Annotated in this window: 9 protein-coding genes; 6 read left to right on the top strand and 3 right to left on the bottom strand. The window is 68.4% G+C overall.

Annotated features, from left to right (window positions below; genetic code table 11):
- Positions 1 to 996: 996 nt before the first annotated feature.
- Positions 997 to 1,923, bottom strand: coding sequence for an AraC family transcriptional regulator (locus SB771_RS17235; protein WP_011659200.1), 927 nt, complete (start codon positions 1,921 to 1,923; stop codon positions 997 to 999).
- Between the two features lie 181 nt (positions 1,924 to 2,104).
- Between SB771_RS17235 and SB771_RS17230 the strand changes: the two genes are divergently transcribed.
- The 6 genes from SB771_RS17230 to SB771_RS17205 all read left to right on the top strand — a co-directional run bounded on the left by SB771_RS17230 (position 2,105) and on the right by SB771_RS17205 (position 8,796).
- On the top strand, positions 2,105 to 2,566 hold the full coding sequence (locus tag SB771_RS17230; RefSeq protein ID WP_012366480.1) for a (2Fe-2S)-binding protein: 462 nt from the start codon (positions 2,105 to 2,107) through the stop codon (positions 2,564 to 2,566).
- Between the two features lie 2 nt (positions 2,567 to 2,568).
- Positions 2,569 to 4,779: a xanthine dehydrogenase family protein molybdopterin-binding subunit gene (locus SB771_RS17225; RefSeq protein ID WP_175658954.1), complete on the top strand. Its 2,211-nt coding sequence runs from the start codon at positions 2,569 to 2,571 to the stop codon at positions 4,777 to 4,779.
- 629 nt (positions 4,780 to 5,408) lie between these two features.
- Positions 5,409 to 5,807, top strand: a complete 399-nt coding sequence (locus SB771_RS17220; RefSeq protein ID WP_006754334.1) for a winged helix-turn-helix domain-containing protein — start codon at positions 5,409 to 5,411, stop codon at positions 5,805 to 5,807.
- A gap of 365 nt (positions 5,808 to 6,172) precedes the next feature.
- Positions 6,173 to 7,318 (top strand): type III secretion system cytoplasmic ring protein SctQ, encoded by a 1,146-nt coding sequence (gene sctQ / locus SB771_RS17215; RefSeq protein ID WP_175658953.1) that lies wholly within the window; start codon positions 6,173 to 6,175, stop codon positions 7,316 to 7,318.
- 3 nt (positions 7,319 to 7,321) lie between these two features.
- The gene (gene sctR, locus SB771_RS17210) at positions 7,322 to 7,996 is read left to right on the top strand and encodes a type III secretion system export apparatus subunit SctR (RefSeq protein ID WP_006755970.1); all 675 of its coding nucleotides are present in this window, start codon (positions 7,322 to 7,324) and stop codon (positions 7,994 to 7,996) included.
- A complete protein-coding gene (locus tag SB771_RS17205; protein WP_175658952.1) occupies positions 7,993 to 8,796 on the top strand; it encodes a lytic transglycosylase domain-containing protein in 804 nt (267 codons plus the stop codon). The genes sctR and SB771_RS17205 overlap by 4 nt, the downstream gene beginning before the upstream one ends.
- 72 nt (positions 8,797 to 8,868) lie before the next feature.
- Here SB771_RS17205 and asnB read toward each other — a convergent pair whose 3' ends face one another.
- Positions 8,869 to 10,836, bottom strand: a complete 1,968-nt coding sequence (gene asnB, locus SB771_RS17200; protein ID WP_011659205.1) for an asparagine synthase (glutamine-hydrolyzing) — start codon at positions 10,834 to 10,836, stop codon at positions 8,869 to 8,871.
- A 245-nt stretch (positions 10,837 to 11,081) separates the two neighbouring features.
- Positions 11,082 to 12,113, bottom strand: coding sequence for an EscU/YscU/HrcU family type III secretion system export apparatus switch protein (locus SB771_RS17195; RefSeq protein WP_175705321.1), 1,032 nt, complete (start codon positions 12,111 to 12,113; stop codon positions 11,082 to 11,084).
- Between the last annotated feature and the right edge of the window lie 14 nt (positions 12,114 to 12,127).

Raw genomic sequence — 12,127 nt, 5'->3', positions numbered from 1 at the left:
GTTCGCCGTCGTGCGGGCCGGACAGTCTGATCGGGCAGTAATGGTTCACGGCACTCGCCTTCCCGGATCAATCGTTTTCGACATTCACTCCCGTGGCATGCCGGCACACGGCAGCCGCTTCAACGACCGAAAATGCGCGAATAGACGGCGTTCGAGCTAGTCCAGCCAGCGCCGGTATGTGTCCGGCGCAATCGATACGGCCCTGTACGACCGAAGCGGGATCGGCGTCAAGCTGACCGGCACGAACAGCGTGGCCCATCCAGACGAAGGCACCCACCGCGGTCCACAGGTCGTCGTGCGGAACGACAGGCGTTCCAGCATGCGCAACGCACGGATGCCGGGAAAACGGCAGCGATGAACCCGCGCCGCACGCACTGCATCGCGAGTCGTACGACACGCTGCGCGGCTACTCCAAGGGTGCGCAAGGAATGCGCGGATCAAGTCATGGCTTCTGGTCTTCATCATCGTGTCCCCGAGTGCCTATTGACGAGTTGGCCACGCGCCATCCTTGCTGCATCGGATCGACCGCTCGCCGGTGCATCCAATATCGCAAGCGGCATGCCATGCGTGATTCCATCGACGGTTGCGCGTCGCATACCGTCCGCGAGGCCCGACATATCGTCGGGAGTCGCCTGTTTTGTTTCAGGAATGTATCGCGGCAACCGTCGGCAGCTTGCGCCTCGGCTCCGGCAAACCGTCTGCATATCGAAAAAGCGACGGCGCGTTATACGTGCGACGAACATTTCCGAAGTGATATCGGTCGCGCATCCCGTCGCCGAAAACCTATCCGTGCCACGGGAGATCTACGCGGAAGGTCCGTCATTGCGCGATCTTTTTGCGCGACTCGAGCGGTCGGCCTGAATCTGGCCCGTATCCGGCCGGCAATTGCCGCATCCGTCCATCCGCGCACCTGCGGGATACACGCATGAAACCAAAGTTCGTGCGCGACCGGCGAGGCGTCGGGCTCACCGCAACCGCCATGACCGGCGCGGCCGGCTACGTGCCGAGCAACTCCGTCTTGCGCAGATGCACGACGTCGCGCATCGGCGGTGCGCCGAACAGCCGGCTGTATTCGCGGCTGAATTGCGACGCGCTTTCGTAGCCGACGGCCGCGGCCACCGACCCAACGTCGCCGCCCTGCCGCAGCAACAGCCGCCGCGCCTCGTGCAGCCGCAGCTGCTTCTGATACTGCAGCGGGCTCAGCGTGGTCACGTGCTTGAAATGATGGTGCAGCGACGACACGCTCATATTGACCGCCTGCGCGAGCGTATCGACGCGCATCGGCTCCGCGTAGTGATCGCGGATCCACTCGATCGCGCGCGCGATCCGGTGCGTCTGGCTGCCCGCGACGGCCATGTGCCGCAGCCGCGTGCCCTGCCCGCTCGTCATCAGCCGGTACAGCAGTTCCTTCTCGATCAGCGGCGCGACCACCGGAATATCGGCCGGCGTATCGAGCAGCCGCAACAGCCGCAGCGCGGCATCGAGCAGCGGCGGCGTCAGCTCGGCGAGCGCGATGCCCTCGCCTTCGGGGCCCGCTTCGGGTTCCGGCAGCCGCATCTCGGCCGCGAGTTCGACGATCCGCTGCAGATCGAGCGTCAGTGACATGCAGAGATACGGCGCGTCCGGCGATGCCCGCGTGACGCGCGAGAGAATCGGCAAGTCGATCGACGTAATCAGGCAGTTCTGCGTGTCGTATTCGTAAGTCTGGCCGGCCACGATCACGCGCTTCGCGCCCTGCGCGGCGATCACGAGTGCGGCGCGCGACACGCCGCAGCCGAGATCGACCGGATGCGCATGCCGGTGCAGCATCAGCGCCGGCACCGCGGTCGAGTGGGAGCCGTCCGCCGGCGCGAAACGGCCGATCAGCGACGCCAGTTCGCGCCGTCCGGATTCGCGCGACGCCGCGATATCGGTCATGTCCATGACGGATTCCTCGCTTCATTTCCCTGGATCGCGGGAGCATAGCGAATCGCTTGCCGCCGCGCCGGGGATTTGCAGGATTGTTCAATAAATTTGCAGGATTGGGTAGACGTAAAAACCGACCGTTCGCGCACACTGCCACCTGATCCGGTTTATGCCGGGTTTTCCCCACGGAGACAAAAAAATGCCCACCACGTTTGTCCTGAACGGCAAGAGTGTCACGCTCGATGCCGATCCGTCGATGCCCGTCCTCTGGGCGATCCGCGAGCATGCGGGGCTGACCGGCACGAAATTCGGCTGCGGCATGGCGCAGTGCGGCGCCTGCACGGTTCATCTGGAAGGCCAGGCCGTGCGCTCGTGCGTGCTGCCGCTCGCCGGCGTCGCGGGCAAGCACGTCACGACGATCGAAGGCGTGCAGAGCAAGCCCGCGCAGGCCGTGCAGGCCGCCTGGGTGAAACTGCAGGTGCCGCAGTGCGGCTATTGCCAGTCCGGCCAGATCATGTCGGCCACCGCGCTGCTCGAACAGAACCCGAAGCCGACCGACGCGGACATCGACGCCGCGATGAACGGCAACCTCTGCCGCTGTGCGACCTACGCCCGCATCCGGGCCGCGATCCACGACGCCGCAGCGACGCTGGGAGCCTGACCATGACGATCGAACTCGACAACCCCGATTCGGTGCGACCGTCGCGCCGCACCTTTCTGAAGGCCGCGGGCGCCGCGGCCGCCGTCAGCCTGACGATCGGCTTCGAATGGGCCGGCCTCGGCCGCCGCGCGCTCGCCGCGACGGCGCCCGCCGCCGACTTCGCGCCGAACGCATTCCTGCGCATCACGCCCGACGGCAAGGTCACCGTGATCGCCAAGCACGTCGAAATGGGCCAGGGCGCGTATACGGGCATCGCGACGATCGTCGCCGAGGAGCTCGACGCCGACTGGTCGAGCGTGCGCGTCGAAAGCGCGCCGGCCGATGCGAAGCGCTATGCGAACCTCGCGTTCGGCACGATGCAGGGCACGGGCGGCAGCTCGGCCATGTCGAACTCGTGGCAGCAGTTGCGCGAAGCGGGCGGCAAGGCGCGCGCGATGCTCGTGTCGGCCGCGGCGGCCCGCTGGAAGGTGCCGGCCGGCGAGCTGACCACCGCCAACGGCGTCGTCACGCATGCGAAGAGCGGCAAGACGGCCGCGTACGGCACGCTGGTCGCCGATGCATCGAAACTGCCGGTGCCCGACAAGGTCACGCTGAAGCAGCCGGCCGACTTCAAGCTGATCGGCCATCGCATTCCGCGCGTCGACGGGTCGGCCAAATCGAACGGCACCGCGCAATTCACGCTGGACACCACCTTCCCCGGCATGCGCGTCGCGCTGCTGCAGCGCCCGCCGCGCTTCGGCGCGACGGTCAAGTCGTTCGACGCGACGGCCGCGAAGGCCGTGCCGGGCGTGGTTTCGGTCGTGCAGGTGCCTAGCGGCGTCGCGGTCGTCGCGACCGGCTTCTGGGCCGCGAAACAGGGCCGCGACGCGCTGAAAATCGATTGGGACGAAGCGAACGCCGAGAAGCGCGGCTCGGACGAGATCATGCGCGAATACCGGCAGCTCGCCGCGAAGCCCGGCGCGTCGGCGCGCAAGGACGGCGATGCCGACGCAGCAATCGCGGGCGCCGCGCGCAAGATCAGCGCGACCTACGAGTTCCCGTATCTCGCCCATGCGCCGATGGAGCCGCTCGATGCGGTCGTCAAGCTGACGGCGAACAGCTGCGAGATCTGGGCCGGCGACCAGTTCCAGACGGTCGACCAGGGCAATGCCGCCAAGGTCGCGGGCCTGAAGCCCGAGCAGGTGCGGATCCACACGCTGTATGCGGGCGGCAGCTTCGGCCGGCGCGCGAACGCGTGGTCGGACTATGTGGTCGAGGCCGTGTCGATCGCGAAGGCGCTCGGCGCGGACGGCAAGCCGGTCAAGCTGCAGTGGACGCGCGAGGACGACATCCAGGGCGGCTTCTATCGCCCGATGTACTTCCACAAGCTCGATGCAGGGCTGACGAAGGACGGCAAGCTGGTCGGCTGGCGCCACCGGATCGTCGGCCAGTCGATCCTCGCCGGCACGCCGTTCGAAGCGTTCATGGTGAAGAACGGGATCGACGCGACGTCGGTCGAGGGCGCGGCGAACCTGCCGTACGCAGTACCGAACGTGTCGGTCGAGCTCACCACCACCAAGGTCGGCCTGCCCGTGCTGTGGTGGCGCGTGGTCGGCAGCTCGCACACCGCGTATGCGGTCGAGGCATTCGTCGACGAAGCCGCGCACGCGGCGGGCAAGGATCCGTACCTGTTCCGCCGCGACCTGCTCGCGAAGGAGCCGCGGATGCGCGCCGTGCTCGAGCTGGCCGCGCAGAAGGCCGGCTGGGATCCGGCGAAGCCGCTGCCGAAGGGCCGCGGGCGCGGGATCGCGGTGGCCGAGGCGTTCAAGAGCTATGTCGCGCAGGTGGCCGAGGTGTCGGTGGACGCCGACGGCAAGGTGAAGGTCGAGCGCGTGGTGTGCGCGGTCGACTGCGGGATCGCGATCAACCCGGACATCGTCGCCGCGCAGATGGAAGGCGGCATCGGCTTCGGGCTCGGCGCGGCGCTGCACAGCGCGATCACGCTGAAGGACGGCCACGTCGAGCAGCGCAACTTCGACGGCTACCATGTGCTGCGGATGGCGGAGATGCCGAAGGTCGAGGTGCATATCGTGCCGTCGGCGGAGGCGCCGACCGGCGTCGGCGAGCCGGGTGTCGCGCCGATCGGGCCGGCGGTCGCCAACGCGATTTTCGCGGCGACCGGCAAGCGGCATTACGTGCTGCCGTTCGATTCCGGCGATAGCGCGAAGGCTTGACGGGCGGGTGAAAAGCCGGCCGTGCGACGGGAACGTCGCGCGGCCGGTTTTTTTATGCCGCGCTGCCGCCCGCCGCCCGCCGCCCGCGACGCGATCGCCCCGGATCGCTCATTGCTGTTCGACCTCCGGCCAAAGCTTCGGGAACAGAAATCGAAGTGCCGCAAGCGGCAACCCGAAGGAAAGGTCGCCGCGGTGCGAGTCGGGTTTGATGTAGGGTTGAATGTAGGGTTTGATGTCGCCGATTAGTTCGACTTATACCCTTGATTTATATGCGATTTCCATTTCATGGAGGCGGGTCGAATGTAGGGTTCCACGTCGGGTTTGTTTGGCCGAACTTTGCGCAGGCCGAGGACGGCACTGCGGCGACCTCGTCATCGGCTCGTCCCCCACGTTACGCCACCCGTAACGCCCGTAACGTTCCCGCGCGATGCTACGTAACAATCCTTCAATATTGGCCGGGCCCTTCTCGACCCCGCCGCGCGTCCCGCGTTAAAAATTCTTTTAGATTCAACGCCGACGGGCCGCCCGCCCCGCTCCCACCGTCCGTCGCTGCCCCACATGCCCTCCCTGGCCCGGAAGTTGCGGTACATGACCCGCAAACACTCCTTTACGGACATGCGAGGGCCACCATGGATTGCAAATACCTGTACATCGACAACATAAAAATCAACTTCGTGCGCCGCACGATCGAAATCGACAACAAAATCGTCGACGTCACGCCGCGCGAATTCGATGTCGTCGAATTCCTGCTCGACAACATGAACAAGATCGTGCCGCGGCAGGCGATCCAGGAAGCGGTCTGGGGCCGCGAGCTCGGCGTGTCGTCGCGCACGCTCGATACCCATATCTCGCGTATCCGTTCGAAGCTGCAGCTCGATCACGACAAGAACCTGCGGATCATCCCGATCTATGCGGTCGGCTATCGGCTGGTGCTGTTCGGCGCGGCCATGACGCACGTCGAGCGCCACGACGCGGCGCCGATCCTGCGCGCCGCGCCCCAGTCGGCGCTGGCCGCCGACTACGCGTAACACGTAGAGGCTTACCCGCGCGCCGCCATCACGCGGCGCGTCGGCCGTTGCGTGCCGCGCGTGCGACATGCAGCGCCCTGCGGGCCGGCACGCGTCCCTCGCCGCAAAACGAAACGAAACAACACGACCGCCGCCTCCGTGCGGCGGCCGCATTTTGCGCGGGCAACACAGCGCGCGGCCACGCTACCGCGCAGCAGGCTTCGTAGCTCACCGCCGCCCCCACGCCCACCGCACACGTACGACTACGGATTCCGGCACGGCACACGCCCGGCGCCGTCCCTACAATCGACGCAGCAGCCGCGCGCCCCGGCGCCGCCGGCCACAACAACCTGTCGAACCAACGCCGAATCCGCCCTGATCCCGCCGTGCCTGCGCTGTCCCTGACGAATGCCGACGCCGGCGACGCCGCGAACCGGGCTCCGCCCGCCGCCGCCACCCCGGCCGCCGCCGCGGTCGCGCTCGACGCGTCGCCCTATCTGCCGCGCCTGTCCGCCGCCGCCGCGCGCGGGCTGTCGCACGCGTACGGCGCGACGGCCGCGGTTCCGGTCACGCTCGGCGAACACGCGTACGAGGTGCGCTGGCGCGTCGATGCCGAACCGGCCGCCGACGCGCATGCGTACCGCTTCGTCATCGGCCCGGCCGCCGGCACGCTGTGGATCGATCCGCTCGCGGAAAACGAGTGGCTCGGCGACGCAGCCGACCCGGCCGTGCCGGCCGTGATCCGCGCGGCGCTGCTCGCCGATCTCGCCGCGCCGCTCGCCGGCGCGCTGCAGGCCGCGACGCGGCAGCGCGTGGAATTGCTGCCGCCGCCCGCGAGCGTGCCCGCGTGGCGCACCGCGCCGGCCGCGCTGCGCTTCGAGCTGCGTCGCGCCGACGGCGCGTGGCGCTGCCATGGCGCCCTGCTGTTCGATGCGCCGGACGCGCTCGCGGTGTTCTTCGCGACGCCCGCGGCCACGCGAGCCGATACGCGCGCCGCGTATGCGGGCTTGCCGGTGCCGCTGGTATTCGAGATCGGCCGGACCGAGCTGACGATGGCCGAGCTGGCCGACGTCGTCGGCGGCGACATCATCGCGATCGAGCACTGGCGCGCGCACGAGCAGAACCTGCTGTGCGTCGCGCGGGTGCCGGCCGCGCCGGCGTGGGAAATCACCGGACGGCCGTCGGGCAACCGGCTGACCGTCGAACGAATCAGGGAGATGCCTTTGGAACCGACCCGCACCGATACCCCGTCCGCGACCACGCACGACGCATCGGCCGACGATGCGCCGCGCTCGCTCGACAGCCTCGCGGTCGATCTGCGTTTCGAGTTGCCGCCCACGTCGATCCCGCTCGGCGAGCTCGGCACGCTGCAACCCGGCGCGGTGATCGAACTGCAGCAAGGGATCAACCAGAGCGTGATCCATCTCGTCGCGAACGGGATGCTGATCGGCACCGGCCAGCTGATCGCGGTCGGCCAGAAGCTCGGCGTGCGCGTCGTCACGCTGACGCAACCCGCGCCGCGCGAGCGCTGAACGATGGGCAACCTGCCGAATCCGGTCGCGCTGATCGCGGTGATCGCCGCGCTCGGCATCGCGCCGTTCGCGGCGCTGATGGTGACGAGCTATACGAAGCTCGTGGTCGTGCTCGGCCTGCTGCGCTCCGCGCTCGGCATCCAGCAGGTGCCGCCGAACCTCGTGCTGAACGGCATCGCGCTGATCCTGTCGCTGTTCATCATGGCGCCGGTCGGGATGTCGATCCGCGACGCGCTGCAGTCGCGCCACTTCGATGCATCGGGGCAACTGTCGACTTCCGATATCGGCGTACTCGCCGATGCCGCGCTGCCGCCGATCAAGGATTTTCTGGTGTCGCATACGCGGCAGCGCGACCGCGAATTCTTCGTGCGCACCGCGACGTCGGTCTGGCCGAAGAATCGCGCGGACGGCATCAAGGACGACGACCTGCTCGTGCTGGTGCCGAGCTTCACGCTCGCCGAGCTGACCAAGGCGTTCCAGATCGGCTTCGTGATCTATATCGTGTTCATCGTCGTCGACCTGCTGGTTGCGAACATCCTGCTCGCGCTCGGGATGCAGATGATCTCGCCGACGACGATCTCGGTGCCGTTCAAGCTGCTGCTGTTCGTCGCGCTCGACGGCTGGTCGCTGCTCGTGCACGGGCTCGTGCTGTCGTACCGCGTGGCGGGGGCGGGATGAACGCGCGCGGCCCGCGCTCCGCCGTTGCGAGCCTGTGCGCGCTGGTCACGACGCTCGCACTGGCGCTCGCATGGTTGGGCCTGCAGCCGCGCAGCGCGCACGCGGCCGGCAGCGCCGCGGGCTTCGCGCAGCTCGCGCGCGCCTGCGCGCCGAATATCGACCCCGACACGCTCGCCGCGCTGGTGCGCACCGAATCCGGTTTCAATCCGTATGCGATCGGCGTGGTCGGCGGCCATCTGGCGCGCCAGCCCGCGTCGCTCGACGAAGCGCGCGCGACCGTGAGCGAGCTGGCCGCGCGCGGCTTCAGCTACAGCGTCGGCCTTGCGCAGGTGAACGAGCGCAATTTCGCGAAATACGGCCTCGACGACACGACGATGTTCGAGCCATGCCGCAACCTGCGGGCGGGCGGCGCGATCCTGACCGAATGCTTCGCGCGTTCGTCGAACACCGGCCGCCCCGCGCAGGCCGCGCTGCGCGCGGCGCTGTCGTGCTACTACAGCGGCAACTTCACGACCGGTTTCTCGAGCGGCTATGTGAGCCGGGTCGTCGCGAGCGCGCAGCGCAACGCACGCGAAGGCGGCGTCGAGCCGATTCCGGTGGTGCGCGACGTGCCGCCGCCGGCGCGACAGCGACGCATGGATGCGGCCGCCACCACGCCGCCCGAACGCGCGCGCCGGCTCGCGTCGCCCGCGGCATCGGCCGACGCGCCGTCGTGCCATGCACGACCGGTCGTGATGATGTGCCGCGGGTTATCGGCAAGCCAGGCGAAGCGGCTGTGCGTGCGGTGTCTCGATCAGTGAGCGGCGACACGACACAGGCGTGACCCCGGCGTGACGCGCAGGACATGACGCGGCACGCCGCGTCATCGCGCATCATGCGGCGCGCTGTGCCTCCAGCCACGCCTGAAACATCAGCACGGTCCACAGCTGATGCTGCCAGTTCATCCGGCCCGACTGGTGCTGCCGCCACAGCCGCTCGACCGCCTGCGCATCGAAGAAGCCCTCGTCGCGCAGCCGCGACGGCTGCAGCAACGCGTCGGCCCAGTCGCGCAATGCGCCGCGCAGCCAGTGATCGACGGGCGCGCAGAAGCCCTGCTTCGGCCGGTCGATCAGCGACGACGGCACGTACTGGTCCAGCAGCCGGCGCAGCAGCGCCTTCGATTGCCCTTCCGGCAAACGCACCGACGCGGGCACGCGCCACGCGAATTCGACGACGTGATGATCGAGGAACGGCATGCGCGTCTCGAGGCTCACGGCCATCGCCGCGCGGTCGACCTTCGCGAGAATGTCGGTCGGCAGGTACGTGAGCGTGTCGATCGCCATCGCCTGCTCGGCGAAGCTCAGGTGCGCAGGCCATGCGGAGACGGTATCGAGCGGCGTCGGCGGCTCCTTCCCGGCGAGCGCGATGCGCTCCGGATGATGCACCGACGACATCAGCAGCCGGTACAGCCCGATGCGGCTCTCGGCCGTCATCACATGGCCGAGCTTGTGCAGCCGGTCGCCGATGCGGGACGCCGATTCGCGCGCTTCCACGCCGCTCCACGCGCCCTGCGCGACAGCCGCGAGCTGGTCCGCATGATCGGGGCGCAGCGCGTGAAGCGCGGCGGCGATCCGCGCGCGCACGGCCGCCGGCACGCGATGCAGCTTGCGCCACAGGCGCGGCGTCAGGAAGTAGCGCGTATAGCCGCCGAACAGCTCGTCGCCGCCGTCGCCGGACAGGCTCACCTTCACGTGCCGGCGCGTCAGCTCCGACACGAGAAAGGTCGGAATCTGCGACGCATCGGCGAACGGTTCGTCGTAGATTGTCGGCAGTTTCGGCACGACGCCGAGCGCATGGTCGGCCGTCACGTAGAGCTCGGTATGCCGCGTGCCGAGATGGCGCGCGACCGCCTTCGCATAGCCGGCCTCGTCGTAGCCGGCCTCGTGAAAGCCGATCGTGAACGTGTCGACGGGGTTCGTCGACTGCGCCTGCATCAGCGCGACGATCGCCGACGAATCGATGCCGCCCGACAGGAACGCGCCGAGCGGCACGTCGGCTTCCATCTGCCGCGCGACGGCCTGCCGCAGGATCGCGTCGAGCTGCCCGACGGCCTCGTCGGCGTTGCCCTCGAACGGCCGCTCGCGGCCCGCCTCGATCGCCTGCTCGAGCGTCCAGTACGCGCGCACGGGTGGCGTGTCGCGCGCATGCTCGAACTGGATGAAGGTGCCCGGCGGCAGCTTGCTGATGCCGCGATAGATCGTATGCGGCGCGGGCACGCTCGACTGGCGCAGGTACAGGCACAGCGCGTCGCGATCGATCGTGCCGTCGAAGCCCGGATAGCCGCGCAGCGCCTTCAGCTCCGATGCGAACACCAGCGCGTCGCCGATCCGGCCGTAATAGAGCGGCTTCTCGCCGATGCGGTCGCGCGCGAGCGTCAGCACCCGCGACGCGCGATTCCACAGCGCGAACGCGAACATGCCGGTCGCGCGCCGCAGCGTCGCCTCGACGCCCCACGCGACGATCGCCGCGATCAGCACCTCGCTGTCGGAGTGGCCACGCCACGCCGGTGCGCGACCCGCGCGCTCGAGCTCCGCGCGCAACTCGCGATGGTTGTAGATTTCGCCGTTGAAGACCATGACGTAGCGGCCGCACGCGGATGCCATCGGCTGCCGGCCATGGACCGACAGATCGACGATCGCCAGCCGCCGGTGGCCGAGCGCGATACCGGCTTCCGGGTCGACCCAGAGGCCCTGCCCGTCCGGCCCGCGATGCGCAAGGCTCGTCGTCATTCGCGCGAGTGTGCCGCGCGCTGTCTCCTCATCGAAGGCGACGCTATTCAAAAAGCCGTCGATTCCGCACATTTGATTTGTCTACCCCTGTTGACCTGTCCCGTCAGCGGCGGCGCGACTTCGCGGCCCGCCGTCCCACTGACGGTCGAGCCATATTACGAAGAAATAAATCAGCAATAATTCATGGGTGAACGTCAGACGAACCAGGAAAAAAAACGGCGTCAAGTGCCGCGGGCGCGGCCGGCAGGCTGAGAAGTAGGACCACATCGCAGCGAAACGCGCAGGCCGGCGTTCCGGCCCCCGATACACGATCCGCGTCAGGCAGCGCCCGTCGCCCACTTCAGCAACTGCGCGACCTCGCGGAAATGCTGCTGCTGGATCGTGCCCTTTTCAGGAGTGCTGTCGTATAGCGCGTGCGCGAGGCCGGCGTTCGCGAGCGTCGGGCGCAACGCGTCGCGCGCGAGCCGCACGATCCGTTCGGCCGCCTCGCCCTCGCCGCGCGCAAGCACCCACGGCAGCGTGCCGATCCCGCCGTAGTAGAGCGCGACCGCGACGCTCGACGAATAGACGACCACCGACGCGAAGCCGATCCGGTCCTGCAGCGACGAGAACTGCGCTTCACGCGCGAGCTGCCGGCGCTTCGCCTCGATATGCGGGTCGCCTTCGTCTTCCTTGTGCTCGCGACGCACTTCCTCGATCGACATCTTCATCTTCTGATTGAATTCGTGCCGCTGGTGCACGATGTCGATCAGCGCCATCACGATATAGATCAGCGCGGCCCAGCCGAACAGCAGCATCAGCAGCTTCACGATCAGCGCGAGAATCGACATCGGCCGCGTGAAGCCCGACTGCACCGACGGGTCGAGCGACTCGACGATCAGCCAGCCGAGCGTCGCGGCCAGCAGCGTGGTCTTCAGCAGCATCTTCGCGAGGTTCACGAGGTTGCGCATCGACCACATGTTCTTCAGCCCCTCGGCCGGATTGAGCCGCGACAGCTGCGGCACGAGCCGGCTCCACGCCATCACGCCGCCCACCTGCACGAAGCCCGCGAGCAACCCAGCCAGCAAACCGGCCGCGACGATCTGCGCGGACAGCATGGCCCAGTCGCGCGCGGCGCCGTCGATCAGCGCCGCGAGCCGCGCGGACGGGTCCGCCGCGCCCGCCGCGTCGAACACGAGCCGGAACAGCGCCTGCAGCCGCGCGAACAGCGTGCCGAGCCCCACCGCGAGCGCGACGCATACACCGACGAAGAACGCCGACGAGATCGTCTCCGCGCTCTTCGGCACATCGCCCTTCTGGCGTGCGTCGCGCAGGCGCTTCGCGGTCGGCTTCTGGTCCTTTTCGGCCATGGTCGCTCCGGCTC

Origin of the sequence: Burkholderia sp. SIMBA_051 (genome assembly GCF_046534915.1) — a bacterium.
GTDB lineage: Bacteria > Pseudomonadota > Gammaproteobacteria > Burkholderiales > Burkholderiaceae > Burkholderia > Burkholderia ambifaria.
Note: the sequence above shows the minus strand (reverse complement) of the source record. Positions and strands in the feature narration are given on the sequence as shown.

Excerpts from the sequence above, each read along its gene's own strand:
- SB771_RS17205 (WP_175658952.1), top strand. The coding sequence starts at position 7,993 with ATGAACGCGCGCGGCCCGCGCTCCGCCGTTGCGAGCCTGTGCGCGCTG.
- SB771_RS17220 (WP_006754334.1), top strand. The coding sequence starts at position 5,409 with ATGGATTGCAAATACCTGTACATCGACAACATAAAAATCAACTTCGTG.
- SB771_RS17195 (WP_175705321.1), bottom strand. The coding sequence starts at position 12,113 with ATGGCCGAAAAGGACCAGAAGCCGACCGCGAAGCGCCTGCGCGACGCA.
- SB771_RS17230 (WP_012366480.1), top strand. The coding sequence starts at position 2,105 with ATGCCCACCACGTTTGTCCTGAACGGCAAGAGTGTCACGCTCGATGCC.
- SB771_RS17225 (WP_175658954.1), top strand. The coding sequence starts at position 2,569 with ATGACGATCGAACTCGACAACCCCGATTCGGTGCGACCGTCGCGCCGC.
- asnB (WP_011659205.1), bottom strand. The coding sequence starts at position 10,836 with ATGTGCGGAATCGACGGCTTTTTGAATAGCGTCGCCTTCGATGAGGAG.
- SB771_RS17235 (WP_011659200.1), bottom strand. The coding sequence starts at position 1,923 with ATGGACATGACCGATATCGCGGCGTCGCGCGAATCCGGACGGCGCGAA.
- sctR (WP_006755970.1), top strand. The coding sequence starts at position 7,322 with ATGGGCAACCTGCCGAATCCGGTCGCGCTGATCGCGGTGATCGCCGCG.